The organism is Paenibacillus sp. 102 (assembly GCF_039549175.1).
In the GTDB taxonomy this organism is placed as follows: Bacteria; Bacillota; Bacilli; order Bacillales; family Bacillaceae_G; genus Bacillus_A.
In genome coordinates, this window is the sequence record NZ_JBCGHT010000001.1 from 466,465 (window position 1) to 482,379 (window position 15,915).

A 15,915-nucleotide genomic window follows, 5' to 3' on the forward strand; every position below is an offset into this window, starting at 1 on the left:
CTTTATTGTTATTGCTCTAGTTCAATTAATAAATCCCCTGTTTGAATGGCATCGCCATCTTTTACATATACCTTCTTCACCTTACCATTGAATGGTGCTTGAACTGTTGTTTCCATTTTCATCGCTTCTGTAATTGCCATGGAGTCACCTTTTTTAACTTCATCGCCCTCGTTTACAACGACTTTAATAACAGTTCCTGGCATTGTTGCACTAATATGATTTGGATTCTCTCGATTCCCTTTCACACGCTGTGCAACTGTTGCTTTCACACTTTCATCTTTCACAACAATTTCACGAGGTTGCCCGTTAAATTCAAAGTAAAGTACACGCGTTCCATCTGGCTGAGGTTCACCAATTGAGACTAATTTAACCATCAATGTTTTACCACGTTCAATTTCCACACCGATTTCTTCACCAAGTCTCATACCATAGAAGAATGTCGTTGTATCGAGTACAGACACGTTCCCATAAAGTCCAACAACTTTTTCATAATCCATAAACACTTTTGGATATAATGCATATGCAACCACATCAAAAATCGTTACTTCACGTCCAAGTTTATGGAATAACTCTTCTTTTAAAGCATCGAAGTCTACTGGTTCTAATAATTCACCTGGTCTTACTGTTAGTGGTTCTTTCCCTTTTAAAATAATTTTTTGTAACTCTTTCGGGAAGCCACCATATGGTTGCCCAAGATCACCAGAGAACATTTCAACAACAGAACCCGGGAAGTCTAAAGAATGTCCACGCTCAAAAATATCTTGTTCTGTAAGATGGTTTTGTACCATAAATAAAGCCATATCACCAACAACTTTTGATGACGGTGTTACTTTTACAATATCACCAAACATATCATTAACACGGCGATACATTACTTTCACTTCATCAAAGCGGTCTCCTAATCCAACTGCTTTTGCTTGTTGCTGAAGATTACTATATTGTCCACCTGGCATTTCATGCATATATACCTCTGTATGCGGCGCATTCATACCACTTTCAAATGGTTCATAATATTTACGAACATCTTCCCAGTAATGTGACAGTTTTTCTAATGCATCCACATTCACATCGGGCTGTCTTTCATGTCCACCTAGCGCATAATATAACGTATTTGCACTTGGTTGTGATGTTAGACCTGCCATTGAGCTTACAGCTACATCGACAATGTCTACACCCGCTTCAATTGCCTTCGTATACGTTAAAACACCATTTCCACTTGTATCATGCGTATGAAGGTGAATCGGAATCGATACCGTTTCTTTTAATGCGGAAACTAAATCATAAGCAGCATTTGGTTTTAATAATCCAGCCATATCTTTAATGCCTAAAATGTGCGCTCCTGATGCTTCTAATTCTTTTGCTAAGTTTTTATAGTAATTCAGATCATATTTACTACGCATCGGGTCATGAATATCCCCTGTATAACACATTGTTGCTTCTGCAATCTTGCCACTGTCTCTTACAGCATCAATTGCAACTCTCATACCTTCCACCCAGTTTAAGCTATCAAAAATACGGAATACATCGATACCAGCTTGCGCTGAACATTCTACAAATTTTTGAATTAAATTATCTGGATAGTTTTTATAACCAACTGCATTCGATGAACGAAGAAGCATTTGGAATAAAACATTCGGCATTGTTTCACGAAGCTCTAATAGGCGTTCCCATGGATCTTCTTTTAAGAAACGATATGCAACATCAAACGTTGCACCGCCCCACATCTCCGCTGAGAATAAATTCGGTAACATTCTAGCTGTCGGTTCAGCAATTTGATTTAAATCTTTTGTACGGATACGTGTTGCAAGTAAAGATTGATGCGCATCGCGGAATGTTGTATCCGTTAAAAGTACACGTTTTTGATCTTGCACCCATTTTACTAATCCATCTGCACCGCGTTCGTCTAAAATTTGTTTCGTTCCATTTTGAATTGGTTCATAATGTTTCACATTTGGGATACGTGCATCTGGAAAAATTGGTTTTTCTTTCTTCCCTACCCCAGGGAAACCATTTACCGTTACTGTACCAATATAACTTAACATTTTTGTACCACGGTCTTTACGTTTTGGGAATACAAACAGTTCAGGAGATGCATCAATAAATGATGTATCATATTCTCCTGACAAGAAGTTCTTATGTTTTACCACATTCTCTAAGAATGGGATATTTGTTTTAATACCACGAATACGGAATTCTTTTAAATTACGCTCCATTTTCGCAGCTGCTTGTTCAAATGTAAGTGCCCAAGTTGTTACTTTTACAAGTAAAGAATCATAGTACGGTGTAATAACCGCACCTTGGAAACTATTCCCTGTGTCAAGACGAACTCCAAAACCGCCACCAGAGCGATACGCCATAATTTTCCCTGTATCAGGCATGAAGTTATTAAGTGGATCTTCTGTTGTTACACGAGATTGAATCGCATAACCATGTACAATAATGTCTTCTTGTTTTGGTACGCTTACGATTGGACTATGTAAAGCGTGTCCATCTGCAATTAAAATTTGTGACTGAACAATATCAATACCTGTAATCATCTCTGTAATTGTATGTTCTACTTGAACACGCGGGTTTACTTCAATGAAATAAAAGTCATCTCCTTTTACAAGGAATTCGACTGTACCAGCATTTAAATAATTTACATTTTTCGTTAACTGCACTGCCGCTTCACAAATACGATGACGAAGATCATCTGAAAGCGATACACTTGGTGCAATTTCAACTACTTTTTGATGACGACGCTGTACAGAGCAATCACGCTCATACAAATGTACAACATTGCCTTCTTCATCCGCTAATATTTGAACTTCTATATGTTTAGGTTTTTCAACGAATTTTTCAACGTAGACTTCGTCATTACCAAAAGCAGCTTTTGCTTCTGATTTTGCACGATCATAAGATTCTTTTAATTCATCACCACTGCGTACAATACGCATACCACGGCCGCCACCACCAAGGGAAGCTTTAATAATTATCGGGTAATCATACTTCTTAGCAAATTCTCCAACTTCTTCTAGTGAATTAACAGGCCCATCACTGCCAGGAATAATTGGAATATTTGCTAATTTCGCTTGTGTTCTTGCTTTTACTTTATCTCCAAACATATCTAAATGCTTACTCTTTGGTCCGATAAAGATAATCCCTTCTTCTTCACAACGTCTTGCAAATTGAATATTCTCTGACAAGAAACCATATCCAGGATGGATTGCATCTACATCATTGCTTTTCGCAATCTCAATGATACCTTCAATATCAAGATAGGCATCAATTGGCTTTTTGCCTTCCCCTACTAAATAAGATTCATCTGCTTTATAGCGATGATAAGAACCACTATCCTCTTTTGAGTAAATCGCAACTGTGCTTAAACCAAGTTCAGAACAGGCCCTGAATACACGAATTGCAATTTCTCCACGGTTAGCTACTAATACTTTTTGAATACGTTGCAGCTTTGTCATGATTTTCCCCCTCTACTTTCCTACCACTCTAGAGATTAAATAGGCGCACGCTCTTTTGAGCGTGAAGTTCTTCACTTTCTTTTCTACATTATACTTGGAAAGCTTCACTTTATTTTTATTCATCATACCTTATTTTTCAACAAATGATAAGTTTTCTTATCAATTTGTTTCACAAAAATAGTATAGCACAACTATTATTTTTCTGACAGTTTTATTGTATATCACATTGAAATAAATATGATATACTATTATTGTTTAACCCCCACAAAGTATAACCTATTGAAAATACCATAATAAAAAAAGGCTTTGTGCATCAAACACAAAGCCTTTTTATTTCACAACAACAAGATGTGGTTCACCTGGTTCTTTTTTCACTATTTGTTGTTTTTCTTTTTGTTTCTCTTGTCGCTTCACATAACTACCTACATTCAATAATATCCCCATTGCAAATAGATTCGCCATTAAAGAACTGCCACCATAACTGACAAACGGCAAAGGCACACCAGTAAGAGGCATTAGCCCAGACATACCAGCAATATTAACAAACGTCTGCACGCCAAGCATACTAGCAATACCTATAGCAATTAAACTTCCAAATGGATCTTTACACTTTTGAGCAATTCGAAGTGAACGAATAATAATAAGCAATAAGCTAATCAAAACAATCGCTACTCCAATAAAACCAAGTTCTTCCGATATAATTGCCATAATAAAGTCTGTATGAGGCTCCGGTAGATATCCGAATTTTTGTATACTATTCCCAAGACCTCTTCCGTTTAATTCACCCGAAGCAATACCAATAAAAGAATTTACCAATTGGAACCCATCACCTTGTGGATCTTCAAATGGATTTAAAAACACTGAAAAACGTGCTTTTTGATAAGGCTTCAATGCAAAGTTACCAACTAAATACAAAAGCGGAATCCATACAATTGTACTTAATAAAATACGCTTTATCCACTTGTTAATCGGAATACCTGAGCAAAGGAACATAATTCCGACAATACCAATGATTAACAGAACTGTCCCCAAATCATTTTGTTTTAGGATTAAAAATATGATTAACCCTATAAACAGAATTGTACCTGCCGATCCTTTCCATACTGAGGTATCCGTTTCTTGCCTTCTTGCAAAGAAACGCGCGAGTATGATAATGATAGCTAGTTTAACAAATTCAGCTGGTTGTATACCAAATACCCAAGCTTGCGCACCATTAGTTTCTTTTCCTAGTAATAACGCTAACGATAGCAAACCAATACTTCCTAGCATCATGAGTAATAAAACAATTCTTTTTCTCCAAAACTGGTATGGAATCACAGCGATTATCCCTAACCCCAATACTGTACCTATACTTAATGCTATTAATTGCTTATTAAAAAAGTAATTAGCCGCTTTTTCAAACCTTGTAATCGCTACAATAGAGCTAGCACTGTATACCATTATAACTCCCAGTACACATAAAATAACAAGTGGAAGCAATAATGAATAATCCATCGACTTCCATACTTTTTTCATTCAATATCCTCTTTCTGTTTTCGTTTAATTGTTGTATTCCATATGTATTGGAATTCTTCCTGCTTTATTATACAAATAAAAAGCTCAAACTTAGCCAGTTTGAGCCCCCTTATTTGAACCCTTTATTGTTGTTTGTTTGTAAATGCCTCATGAAGTGCTGATAATTCCCGCTCAAGCTCTCCTAACATGTCTTTTCCTTGCTCTTCGGCAATAAGACCAAGACGAACCGCAAAGTCAACTTCACGGGATAGTCCAAACATTTGTGTATCGAGCACTTCTTCATATAATGGACATTGCGGCATCGTAAGGTGGTCCATTTGCACCTTAATAAGTCTTAAAATCTTCTCCGCATCCGCTTGTAGAAGGGCAAGTGCCTTTTCCTGATGATTTGCTACTGTCTCAGACGCCAAATTGATTCCCTCCGTTTCCGTCCTACTCTCCTATCCTATCTATTAATATTAGCGATAGTTTGAATAAATTGCAATAGAAACATTTTTTGTGACAATCGTGTCTAATGCTATTATACTGAAAAGTGGGAGCATATTACAAATGGGGGAACAACAATGAGTGAAATTTTATTTATAAACGGAAAAGTTCGCTTTCCAATCACACTTGATCCAAGCGTTTGGATTTTTGATGATCGAAAAGTAGATTTAACAACTTACTTCACCGAAACGAAAGAAGAAAAATCAGAATTAGAAGAATATCTCAAGCATACTTCCGAACATTGGGATCGCGAAATTCGTGATGGCGCCGCTTTCCCACCTATTCAGAAAAGCGTGAAAAAGTTCAAAAAAGAGCAACTCATTACAGGAACGTTTGGCATACAACTTCATCCCTTTTTAAAAAATGCTGAAATTAAAGCTGAAGCGACACATGTTGAAATTCATACACTGCATGATACAATCACACTTTCATTAGAAGAAGCACACAATGTTATTCTTGGATTTTCAAAAGACGGAAAACCATTACGAGAAGATGGACCCGTTCACCTTTACTTTGGTGATGGTTCTAATATAAACAATCCAATTCGAAACATCCGTAAGTTTACGATTATTTAAAAAAGGAGCAGGACTTTGTCCTGCTCCTTTTTATAATAAATCCGCTGCTAGTTGTGCTAAATTCGAACGTTCTCCTTTTACAAACTTGACATGCCCGCTAATTTTTTGTTCTTTAAATTTCTCTACAATATACGTTAGCCCGTTATTATATTCGTCTAAGTAAGGATGATCAATTTGTTGTGGATCTCCCATTAATACAATTTTACTCTTTTCTCCAACCCTTGTTAATATTGTTTTCACTTCATGTTTCGTTAAATTTTGTGCCTCATCAATAATAATAAATTGATCTGGAATACTTCGTCCTCTTATATAAGTAAGCGCCTCTACTTCAATTGAACCCATCCCTGCTAAAATCGCATCTAATTCCCCGGGTTTTTTTGTATTAAATAAATACTCTAGATTATCGAAAATCGGCTGCATCCATGGTCTTAATTTCTCTTCTTTTTCTCCTGGTAAATAGCCAATATCTTTGCCAACTGGAACAATTGGCCGAGCGACAAGAAGTTTTTTGTACAACCCTAAATCCTCCGTTTGCATAAGGCCAGCTGCTAGCGCAAGCAAAGTTTTACCAGTTCCCGCTTTACCCGTTAATGTTACGAGCGGAATATCTTCACGGAGCAACAATTCTAATCCCATAGTTTGCTGCACATTCCGCGGACGTATTCCCCAAACTTGCTCATTATGAAAAACAAGTTTCTTCACTTTTTTCCCTGAAAAATCAACAATTCCCAGTGCAGAGCTAGAACCACCAAGCGCATCTTTCATGACAATAAACTGATTTGGATAAAATGGGTGATTTGCAATTTCTGATAAAGGAAGTTCTCCTTTTTCATAAAAATAATCTAACTGTTCTTTTGATATGTAGCCTTCTAAAAAACCTGAATAGATATTGTCCACTTCAATTACACGATCACTTAAATAATCTTCAGCTTGTAAACCAAGAGCATCCGCCTTTACTCTTACAAGCACATCCTTACTGACTAAAATAACAGACTTTCCACTCTCTTTCTCTTGCTCTTCTAAAAATAAATTTTTCGCAACAGCTAAAATGCGATTATCATTTGTTTTTTCAACAAAAATATCTTGTAGTTGAACAAATGAGCGATGATTTAATTCAATACGAAATGTCCCTCCATTTTCAAGAGGAATACTCTCATGCAGTTTTCCTAATTCGCGAAATTTATCTATCAATTTAGATACATAACGAGCATTTCGTCCAACTTCATCCATGTAGCGTTTTTTCGAATCAACCTCTTCTAATACAACTGCTGGAATCACTACTTCATTTGTTTCAAAAGAAAAAATAGATAAAGGGTCCTGCAAAAGTACATTCGTATCTAACACATAAATTTTATCCAACCTGTTACCCCCTGACTCCACTTTTAAATTTGTAGAACAAGGGTTTCATCCATATTTATGATATGGACGAACCATTGTTATAATTATATGTAATGTATTAACGAGGTAGAATCGAAATTCATAGAAATTAAAACTTTTCTTAATCTTTTTTCAAATTTATAGCTAGGTATCATATTCATTTACCAAAATTCACATTATACCATACAACAAATGCCAACTATTCACTTTGGTTAAAATAGTAGAAAAGGATGAACAACCCTAGCGCTCATCCTTTTCTATAATTCTTTCATCGCTGTTAAAACTTGATTGTCAAGTTTTTCAGCAGCACGAAGATCATATGTTTTTTCATATTTTGGTTCCGAAGCAAGCTTTGCCCCATAAAACATAACATCACGCACTTCTTGAACAGCTACTTCTACTACAGTTAGCTTGAGCGGAATACCTTCCAATCTCTCCTTTAAAATCTTTGCTTCACCGCTAATGGAAAATACAGATTCATTTGCCATTACAGTAAGTACAATCCCTGACTGATGGCGTAAATTTTCCGCAATGCGAGAGCGTTGATCCACTGCAAATCGTATACTTGCCTCATTCATTGCATATACCCATGAAATAGCACTTACATTTGGAACAGCCTTTTCAAAATCAATTGTTGCAATTGTAATAATATGTCCTTCACGTAAAGATTGAACTAAAGAATCTGTCAATGTAGGTTCTACTACATTTGCCATATTTTCACCTCCAAACTTTTCTTTATCTTAATAATAACTTATTTTTCGAATTGCGAAAATATTATTTTTTCCCTCTATAGTTCAAAAATATCAAATTTACATGATATACTTATATCGATAGAATTTGTATTGAGGTGACGAAATGAGAGTCAAATGCATGCTTTGTGATAAAAAAGAAGAGTTAGATGACGAAAATCCTATGGCCAAAAGGCTTCGTAACCGTCCTATTCATACATATATGTGCATGGAATGCACAGAACGTATTGCAGAACGTACAATGGAACGCCATGCAACCGGAAAATTCCACTTATATCGTGATAAAACAATAGAAGATGAGTGGTAAAACTGCAAAATAAGTCCTTAATCATTCAGATGAGGGCTTATTTATATTTCTCCGGTTCTCGTTTCATTTGATCTAAGAAACAATCTATAAGCTCTACTGGAAATCTTGTAGAATGTTTTTCTCCGTCCTGTTCATATGTAACCAAATACATATCTTCTTTCTTTTCCACTACTACATCTTTTAATTGATGATCTTCATATAACATATTGTGAAACAGTAAATATGTTTCTTGTGCAGCCTCATCATGCGGGCGTGCTTCCGCGACAGTTTTAATCGTTAGCCAATTGTATAATGTATCTTGTACAGAACGCATGAAATATCCTCCCTTAGCTCACTCTCTGTTTCTTTGCTTGATGTAAGCGTAATCTATAAATACCTAGCACAATTGCCGCTACAACGAGCCCTTCTCCCACTGGTAAAAAAACTGCAAAAAAAGTTAGAACCGTACTTCCAATTGCTAATACCACATAAATCACAACATTTTGTAATAGCGATAATTTCCTAGCAAAACCCAAATTATATACAAGCGCACTCAAAATAATCATTGTACCATAAAGCAGCCACATACCTACTTCTGGATTCACATCTACATTGTATAGCTTTGCAAAAAATGACATTTTCTCTAGCATTACACTTCTCCCCTTTACCTAGCAAAGATGAATAAAACTCTCTCTATCTAAAATAAAGATAGAAAATAATCCATATGATCCCCTTTCATTCAATCGACTAGCAGCACCTTACTTCTTAAATTTTAAACTCTATGTTGCCTACTATAAGAGTACCTTGCAGAAAAAATACTGTCTAGAAAAAAGAGTAAATTTTCGAAAAATAAACGAATTAAAAAAGCTGCCTTTTAATAAAAAGGCAGCTTCATAATGTTTTAAGCTTCTACAGATTTCTTTTTCTTAGCAGCTCTTTCACGCTCGCTCTTATCAAGAATCTTTTTACGAAGACGAATTGATTCTGGTGTTACTTCACAGTACTCATCATCATTTAAGTATTCTAATGACTCTTCTAAAGTCATTAGACGTGGTTTTTTCATTGTTGAAGTTTGATCTTTTGTTGCAGAACGAATGTTAGTTTGCTGTTTCATTTTCACAACGTTAACTGTTAAATCATTCTCACGTGTGTGTTCTCCAACAATCATACCAGCATATACTTCTGTACCTGGTTCAACAAAGATTACGCCACGGTCTTCAACTTGCATAATACCGTATTGTGATGCTTTTCCTGTTTCAAGTGAAACTAGAACACCTTGACGACGTCCACCAACTTGTCCAGCATGAACTGGTTGGTAACAATCGAATGTATGATTTAAAATACCGTAACCACGAGTTAAAGTTAAGAATTCAGTTGTGTAACCAATTAGCCCACGTGCTGGAACCATAAATGTAAGACGAACTTGACCGTTTCCGTTATTCACCATGTCTAACATTTCACCTTTACGTGCACCCATTGATTCCATGATAGAACCAGTATATTCTTCTGGCACATCAATTTGTACACGCTCTACAGGTTCACATCTTACGCCGTCAACCTCTTTAATGATTACTTCTGGTTTAGATACTTGTAATTCATATCCTTCACGACGCATATTCTCAATCAAGATTGATAAATGTAACTCTCCACGTCCAGATACAATCCATGCATCCGGAGATTCTGTATTATCTACACGTAAACTTACATCTGTTTCTAGCTGTGAACGAAGACGTTCTTCGATTTTACGAGATGTAATATATTTACCTTCGCGACCTGCAAATGGACTGTTATTTACAAGGAATGTCATTTGCAATGTTGGTTCATCAATACGTAGTAATGGCAATGCCTCTTGATGCTCAACTGGACATACCGTTTCACCAACGTTAATGTCTTCCATACCAGAAACAGCTACTAAATCCCCAGCTTTTGCTTCTTCAATTTCTTGGCGTTTTAATCCGATGTAACCAAATAATTTCGTTACACGGAATTGTTTTACACTTCCGTCAACCTTCATTAACGCAACTTGTTGTCCAACTTTCATTGTACCGCGGAATACACGACCAACTCCAATACGACCTACATAGTCATTATAGTCAAGAAGTGCTACTTGGAATTGAAGTGGATCTTCGCTGTTATCAATTGGTGCTGGAATATGTTCAATAATTGTATCAAATAATGATTTCATATTCTCTTCTTGGTTTGCTGGATTTGAATCTAAACTTGCTGTTCCGTTCATTGCTGATGCAAATACAACTGGGAACTCTAATTGATCTTCGTTTGCACCAAGTTCAATGAATAAATCAATTACTTCATCAACTACTTCGTCTGGGCGAGCAAAGTCACGGTCAATTTTGTTTACAACAACGATTGGAGTTAAATTTTGTTCTAATGCTTTCTTTAAAACAAATCGTGTTTGTGGCATACAACCTTCATATGCATCAACAACAAGTAAAACACCATCAACCATTTTCATGATACGTTCAACTTCACCACCAAAGTCAGCGTGTCCAGGTGTATCTAAAATGTTAATTCGTTTATCTTCATAATGAATCGCTGTATTCTTCGCTAAAATTGTAATACCGCGTTCTCTTTCTAAGTCATTTGAATCCATTGCACGTTCTTCTACGTGCTCGTTTGCACGGAACGTCCCCGCTTGACGTAATAATTGGTCAACAAGTGTTGTTTTACCATGGTCAACGTGGGCGATAATTGCTATATTACGTAAATCTTGTCGTTTTTTCAACATGTCCAACTCCTAGTGTCTTTTTAATCCTTCTCTATTATAAGAGCGAAGGGGATACAATGGCAATCAAAATAAAATCAAGAATGAAAATATAGTTGTATTCTTACTTTTGTGAAAGTAAAATGAAATTGGAGGGTGAAGATATGGAACACATTCAATATCGCTTTTTACTAACAGCTATTATCGGTGTTATTTTCTTAATTGGCATTGGAATTATGATTGCTGAAAATAGTCCCATCGGCATTATTATTTGCATTATTGGTACATTTGTTACAGTCGGATATGGATTTATAACAAAACGCAAAATGCGTAAATCACAGTAACATGAAAAAGTAAGAAGCTACGTCTTGAGCCTCTTACTTTTTTTGTTACTGTGATACATATTGTAATAACTCTTCATATACTCCAGGCTTTGCAACTAATACACTGCTCTTCTCTACAATAGAAAGCATAGCACCAGCGAATGTCGTTACTTTACCACCGACTTCTTCTACAATAACCATTCCACCGCCAAAATCCCAAGGAGATAGTCTAGGCGTTACGTAAGCATCTAATCTTCCCGTTGCAACATAGACCATTTCTAATGCTGCACATCCGTATGAACGTGTTCCTCTTGCCAATTTTACAAGCTGCATCATTTTCTCCATATTAAGTAATGGATTATCCGTGAGCCAAGTTGCATTTAAAGCAATTATTCCATGTTCTACTGCACTTTTCTCTAAAGGAGGAATGGATACATCGTTACAAAAAGCTCCTTCTCCTTTTACAGCGTGATAAAGTTCATCATGAACTGGATCATAGATAAGACCAATTTTTCCGATACCGTTCTCATAAATACCGATTGAAATCGCAAAATTTCTTTTTTGATGAACAAAATTCATCGTACCATCAATTGGATCAATTAACCAAACAACTCCATCTGAAGAAGCAACTTCATCTCCATACCCTTCTTCACCTAAAATATAGTGGTCTGGGAATGTTTGTTTAATTTTCCCAATCAAAAACTGCTCCGTTTCTCGATCCATATTCGTTACTAAATCAGCTGCATTTGATTTCGTCTCTATAATAAGTGTCTTTTGCAATGATGCCATTAAACGCTCACCAGCTTCTCGAATCCACTGCTTCGCATTTGTATCGATTTCTTTCCATACCTCTTGCATGTTTAAACACTCCGATCTATACTGTTCACAGAAAAAACGAACCCTTTATAAGGTTCGCACCAACTTATTTTTTATACATATACTATTATTACGCTTCTAAACGGATCATTTCAAGTCTTAGCACTTCTAATTTTTGCACGCACTCTTCTTTTTTCTGATTATCATTTTCCATCATTGCATCATATAGCGTTGCTAATTCATAATCTAACTCTAATCTTAACACCGGAATTCTTTTTTCAGCATCTGTTCTCTTTAACGCGTTAATTACCTGTCTCATTTTTATTGCCTCCTCCCAATATTCGTCTGCCCTTGGACTAGAATTAACTTAATTTTCTGATTTTTTGTTTTATACTATATTATGTTGGATAAATCATCTATGCAACATAATTATATTTTTTTACTGAAATTTTTTTGTGCTGTTTTTTTTATGAATAGTACAAGCTATGCTAAAATTAAAAACAAACTAGGAGTTGGAGGAACTGTCATGACATTACAAACATTTAAATCAGCTGACTTTGCCGTCTTTGCAGTTGATGGTCTCGAAGAACGAATGAGTGCTATTAAAACAAATATTCATCCTAAATTAGAAGCTTTAGGCGTGCAATTTTCTCATTATTTATCAGAACAAACTGGGGAAACTTTTTTCTATCATGTTGCGAAACATGCACGTCGTAAAGTCAATCCACCAAACGATACTTGGGTTGCTTTTTCAACAAATAAACGCGGATATAAAATGCTACCACATTTTCAAATTGGTTTATGGGGTACCCATGCTTTCATATACTTTGGTTTAATCTATGAGTGTCCACAAAAAGTGGAAGCGGCTCATGCCTTCTTAGAACATTTAAATGATTTAAAAACAAATATACCAAATGACTTCGTTTGGTCCATTGACCACACTAAACCAGCTGTAAAACCACATAACACACTTGAAACAAATGATTTGCAAAAAATGATTGAACGCTTAGCGACGATAAAAAAGGCAGAATTACTAGTTGGTATTCACATCTCACCAGAGGAATTTTCAAAACTTACTGATGACCGATTTCTTGCGAAGGTTGAAACTACTATGCACTCACTCCTTCCTTTATATAAAATTTGCAATCGATAGTAAGAAAACGGACAATATATATTGTCCGTTTTAAGTTGTTATCCCATTATAGCACCTTGAATTTGATTTTTCAAAATCTTTTTACATTTTTACAATCTTTTGTTCTTCTACTTCTTTGGTTCTTTGAATTGCCCGATATATTGAGTAACCACTCACCTCTTGAAACTCTTTATCAATTTTCTTTTCTTCCGCTTTCGATGGCACAATTTCTTTAAAGCGACGATATAGTCTCATCAGTTCTTCTCTCGCGATACCTTTCTCATACGCCTTTTCAATTGCCTCATAGAATGTCACGATTGCAACCATCTCATCATTTGACCAATCATAATCAAGTGGGTATTGATATTCCATATGTACACCTCATTCATTTTTATTTTTTACTATTATGCTACCTTAAAAATAAAACTTCCATCCTTCTTCGCTATAGCCACTTTGCATTATACACTATTTCTCTTTTATGATGGAATTATCTCCTGCCAGACCGAAGACAACAAGGTAATAAAAAACATAGCTCTTCAGCCACCTAAAAATGTAATCTCAAGTATTATTTTCCCCCTCACCTACCTTCTTTATTTTCACTAAGTTTTGATGTGAAAATATGACTGGCCACGAGCCAAATAAAATACAACTTCTATTATTAGAATTCTATATGTCTTCTCACTTTCTTTAAACCTCCAGTTGAACGTTTACCACCCACGCACAATGGGACAAACTTACTACTAATTATGCATATAATAAAAATAATATTTTTTCTATACATATATAATCATTGATGATATAATGCATTTGCTTTATTGAAAATAAAGTGAAACTTCCATGAAAAAACTTTTGAATGGTAAGTAAACAAATCAAGTTCTTCTAGACGGTTATACACTATACAAGGGGATATAACTTTCTTATTGAACAAGATACACATAAAACAACTCACTAATAAATATTACGAAGAAGAAGGGGTGTATAGATTGTCCCAATACAAAACACCATTGTTTACCGCTTTAGTAGAGCACAGTAAGCGAAATCCAATTCAATTCCATATCCCAGGTCACAAAAAAGGACAAGGAATGGATCCTATGTTTCGCGAATTTATTGGGCATAATGCATTAGCAATTGATTTAATTAATATTGCGCCGCTCGATGATTTACATCATCCAAAGGGTATGATTAAAGAAGCACAGGACTTAGCAGCGACTGCGTTCGGTGCAGATCATACTTTCTTTTCCGTTCAAGGTACAAGCGGTGCAATTATGACAATGGTGATGAGCGTTTGCGGCCCAGGAGATAAAATTCTTGTACCACGAAACGTTCATAAATCTGTAATGTCAGCCATAATTTTCTCAGGTGCAAAACCAATTTTCATTCATCCTGAAATTGATCCAAAGCTCGGTATTTCACACGGAATTACGATTCAATCTGTAAAAAAAGCACTCGAGGAACATTCAGATGCAAAAGGATTACTCGTTATCAATCCAACATACTTTGGGTTCGCCGCAGACCTGCAGCAAATTGTAGAATTAGCGCATTCCTACGAAATACCTGTATTAGTTGATGAAGCTCATGGCGTTCATATTCATTTCCATGACGAATTACCAATGTCAGCTATGCAAGCTGGTGCAGATATGGCAGCGACAAGTGTTCATAAGCTCGGCGGTTCATTAACACAAAGCTCTATTCTAAATGTAAAAGAGGGCCTTGTGAATGTAAAACATGTCCAATCGATTATTAGTATGCTTACAACAACATCGACTTCTTACATTTTGCTTGCTTCTCTTGATGTTGCAAGAAAACGCCTTGCGACTGAAGGAAAAGAATTAATCACAAAAACAATTCAGTTGGCCGAACATGTCCGCAGTACTATAAATGAGGTTGAAAACCTATACTGTCCTGGTAAAGAAATGTTAGGCATGGATGCAACATTTAGCTATGATCCAACAAAACTGATTGTATCTGTCAAGGATTTAGGCATTACAGGTCATGAGGCAGAATTATGGTTAAGAGAACATTATAATATCGAAGTCGAGCTTTCAGACTTATATAACATTCTGTGCCTCGTTACATTAGGGGATACAGAATGCGAAGCTAATATTCTTATTGAGGCCTTACGAGAACTAGCAACTACCTTTAAAGAGAGAGCGGACAAAGGTGTCCAAGTACAAGTTGAAATTCCAGAAATCCCTGTACTTGCCCTATCTCCTCGAGATGCTTTTTATTCAGAGACAGAGGTCATCCCATTTGAAAATGCTGCTGGCCGCATTATAGCTGATTTTGTAATGGTTTATCCACCAGGGATTCCAATTTTTACTCCAGGTGAAATTATTACACAAGAAAACTTAGATTACATTCATAAAAATTTAGAAGCGGGTCTACCAGTACAAGGTCCCGAAGATATGACATTACAAACATTACGCGTTATTAAAGAATATAAGCCTATCATTTGATAGGCTTTTTTTTCACCATTTTT

At 35.9% G+C, this 15,915-nt stretch carries 16 protein-coding genes; 5 read left to right on the plus strand and 11 right to left on the minus strand.

The genetic code is table 11. From position 1 onward, the window contains the following. Positions 1 to 8 precede the first annotated feature (8 nt). The 3 genes from pyc to AAIE21_RS02400 all read right to left on the minus strand — a co-directional run bounded on the left by pyc (position 9) and on the right by AAIE21_RS02400 (position 5,380). Positions 9 to 3,455, minus strand: a complete 3,447-nt coding sequence (gene pyc, locus AAIE21_RS02390) for a pyruvate carboxylase (protein WP_343265299.1) — start codon at positions 3,453 to 3,455, stop codon at positions 9 to 11. 330 nt (positions 3,456 to 3,785) lie between these two features. Then, a complete protein-coding gene (locus AAIE21_RS02395) occupies positions 3,786 to 4,970 on the minus strand; it encodes an FtsW/RodA/SpoVE family cell cycle protein (RefSeq protein ID WP_174099263.1) in 1,185 nt (394 codons plus the stop codon). 122 nt (positions 4,971 to 5,092) lie between these two features. Then, the gene (locus AAIE21_RS02400; RefSeq protein WP_017151139.1) at positions 5,093 to 5,380 is read right to left on the minus strand and encodes an Fpa/YlaN family protein; all 288 of its coding nucleotides are present in this window, start codon (positions 5,378 to 5,380) and stop codon (positions 5,093 to 5,095) included. Between the two features lie 153 nt (positions 5,381 to 5,533). Here AAIE21_RS02400 and AAIE21_RS02405 point away from each other — a divergent pair, with 153 nt between their 5' ends. Next, positions 5,534 to 6,031, plus strand: a complete 498-nt coding sequence (locus tag AAIE21_RS02405) for a molybdopterin-binding protein (RefSeq protein ID WP_343265300.1) — start codon at positions 5,534 to 5,536, stop codon at positions 6,029 to 6,031. Positions 6,032 to 6,061: 30 nt separating this feature from the next. Here the strand turns inward: AAIE21_RS02405 and AAIE21_RS02410 are convergent, their stop codons facing one another. Together AAIE21_RS02410 and AAIE21_RS02415 are read right to left on the minus strand one after the other, a co-directional pair. After that, positions 6,062 to 7,390 (minus strand): PhoH family protein, encoded by a 1,329-nt coding sequence (locus tag AAIE21_RS02410; RefSeq protein ID WP_343265301.1) that lies wholly within the window; start codon positions 7,388 to 7,390, stop codon positions 6,062 to 6,064. A gap of 275 nt (positions 7,391 to 7,665) precedes the next feature. Then, on the minus strand, positions 7,666 to 8,121 hold the full coding sequence (locus tag AAIE21_RS02415) for a pyridoxamine 5'-phosphate oxidase family protein (RefSeq protein WP_343265302.1): 456 nt from the start codon (positions 8,119 to 8,121) through the stop codon (positions 7,666 to 7,668). Positions 8,122 to 8,263: 142 nt separating this feature from the next. Here AAIE21_RS02415 and AAIE21_RS02420 point away from each other — a divergent pair, with 142 nt between their 5' ends. Beyond that, complete coding sequence (locus tag AAIE21_RS02420; RefSeq protein ID WP_026049164.1) at positions 8,264 to 8,464, plus strand: YlaI family protein; 201 nt, start codon at positions 8,264 to 8,266, stop codon at positions 8,462 to 8,464. 37 nt (positions 8,465 to 8,501) lie between these two features. Here the strand turns inward: AAIE21_RS02420 and AAIE21_RS02425 are convergent, their stop codons facing one another. From AAIE21_RS02425 to typA, 3 genes are all read right to left on the minus strand, one after another. Beyond that, a complete protein-coding gene (locus tag AAIE21_RS02425) occupies positions 8,502 to 8,777 on the minus strand; it encodes a hypothetical protein (RefSeq protein WP_343265303.1) in 276 nt (91 codons plus the stop codon). Positions 8,778 to 8,790: 13 nt separating this feature from the next. Next, positions 8,791 to 9,093 (minus strand): YlaH-like family protein, encoded by a 303-nt coding sequence (locus tag AAIE21_RS02430; RefSeq protein ID WP_343265304.1) that lies wholly within the window; start codon positions 9,091 to 9,093, stop codon positions 8,791 to 8,793. A 251-nt stretch (positions 9,094 to 9,344) separates the two neighbouring features. Further along, entirely contained in the window at positions 9,345 to 11,189 is a 1,845-nt protein-coding gene (gene typA / locus AAIE21_RS02435; protein WP_343265305.1) for a translational GTPase TypA, read from the minus strand. A gap of 140 nt (positions 11,190 to 11,329) precedes the next feature. On the opposite strand from typA, the gene AAIE21_RS02440 reads away from it, so the two are divergent. Then, positions 11,330 to 11,509 (plus strand): DUF5325 family protein, encoded by a 180-nt coding sequence (locus AAIE21_RS02440; RefSeq protein WP_000400124.1) that lies wholly within the window; start codon positions 11,330 to 11,332, stop codon positions 11,507 to 11,509. A gap of 45 nt (positions 11,510 to 11,554) precedes the next feature. Here the strand turns inward: AAIE21_RS02440 and AAIE21_RS02445 are convergent, their stop codons facing one another. Both AAIE21_RS02445 and AAIE21_RS02450 read right to left on the minus strand, forming a co-directional pair. Next, positions 11,555 to 12,346, minus strand: coding sequence for an inositol monophosphatase family protein (locus AAIE21_RS02445; protein WP_343265306.1), 792 nt, complete (start codon positions 12,344 to 12,346; stop codon positions 11,555 to 11,557). An 88-nt stretch (positions 12,347 to 12,434) separates the two neighbouring features. Further along, positions 12,435 to 12,623, minus strand: coding sequence for a hypothetical protein (locus AAIE21_RS02450; RefSeq protein ID WP_001250169.1), 189 nt, complete (start codon positions 12,621 to 12,623; stop codon positions 12,435 to 12,437). Between the two features lie 207 nt (positions 12,624 to 12,830). On the opposite strand from AAIE21_RS02450, the gene AAIE21_RS02455 reads away from it, so the two are divergent. After that, positions 12,831 to 13,457, plus strand: a complete 627-nt coding sequence (locus AAIE21_RS02455) for a YktB family protein (protein ID WP_343265307.1) — start codon at positions 12,831 to 12,833, stop codon at positions 13,455 to 13,457. A gap of 81 nt (positions 13,458 to 13,538) precedes the next feature. Here AAIE21_RS02455 and AAIE21_RS02460 read toward each other — a convergent pair whose 3' ends face one another. Next, entirely contained in the window at positions 13,539 to 13,808 is a 270-nt protein-coding gene (locus AAIE21_RS02460; RefSeq protein ID WP_343265308.1) for a UPF0223 family protein, read from the minus strand. Between the two features lie 611 nt (positions 13,809 to 14,419). On the opposite strand from AAIE21_RS02460, the gene AAIE21_RS02465 reads away from it, so the two are divergent. Continuing rightward, positions 14,420 to 15,892, plus strand: coding sequence for an aminotransferase class I/II-fold pyridoxal phosphate-dependent enzyme (locus tag AAIE21_RS02465; protein WP_481858648.1), 1,473 nt, complete (start codon positions 14,420 to 14,422; stop codon positions 15,890 to 15,892). Positions 15,893 to 15,915 lie beyond the last annotated feature (23 nt).

What these genes read in the sequence shown, in the direction of transcription:
- pyc (WP_343265299.1), bottom strand. Translation starts at nt 3,455, where the DNA reads ATGACAAAGCTGCAACGTATTCAAAAAGTATTAGTAGCTAACCGTGGA.
- AAIE21_RS02395 (WP_174099263.1), bottom strand. Translation starts at nt 4,970, where the DNA reads ATGAAAAAAGTATGGAAGTCGATGGATTATTCATTATTGCTTCCACTT.
- AAIE21_RS02405 (WP_343265300.1), top strand. Translation starts at nt 5,534, where the DNA reads ATGAGTGAAATTTTATTTATAAACGGAAAAGTTCGCTTTCCAATCACA.
- AAIE21_RS02415 (WP_343265302.1), bottom strand. Translation starts at nt 8,121, where the DNA reads ATGGCAAATGTAGTAGAACCTACATTGACAGATTCTTTAGTTCAATCT.
- AAIE21_RS02420 (WP_026049164.1), top strand. Translation starts at nt 8,264, where the DNA reads ATGAGAGTCAAATGCATGCTTTGTGATAAAAAAGAAGAGTTAGATGAC.
- AAIE21_RS02425 (WP_343265303.1), bottom strand. Translation starts at nt 8,777, where the DNA reads ATGCGTTCTGTACAAGATACATTATACAATTGGCTAACGATTAAAACT.
- AAIE21_RS02430 (WP_343265304.1), bottom strand. Translation starts at nt 9,093, where the DNA reads ATGCTAGAGAAAATGTCATTTTTTGCAAAGCTATACAATGTAGATGTG.
- typA (WP_343265305.1), bottom strand. Translation starts at nt 11,189, where the DNA reads ATGTTGAAAAAACGACAAGATTTACGTAATATAGCAATTATCGCCCAC.
- AAIE21_RS02440 (WP_000400124.1), top strand. Translation starts at nt 11,330, where the DNA reads ATGGAACACATTCAATATCGCTTTTTACTAACAGCTATTATCGGTGTT.
- AAIE21_RS02445 (WP_343265306.1), bottom strand. Translation starts at nt 12,346, where the DNA reads ATGCAAGAGGTATGGAAAGAAATCGATACAAATGCGAAGCAGTGGATT.
- AAIE21_RS02450 (WP_001250169.1), bottom strand. Translation starts at nt 12,623, where the DNA reads ATGAGACAGGTAATTAACGCGTTAAAGAGAACAGATGCTGAAAAAAGA.
- AAIE21_RS02455 (WP_343265307.1), top strand. Translation starts at nt 12,831, where the DNA reads ATGACATTACAAACATTTAAATCAGCTGACTTTGCCGTCTTTGCAGTT.
- AAIE21_RS02460 (WP_343265308.1), bottom strand. Translation starts at nt 13,808, where the DNA reads ATGGAATATCAATACCCACTTGATTATGATTGGTCAAATGATGAGATG.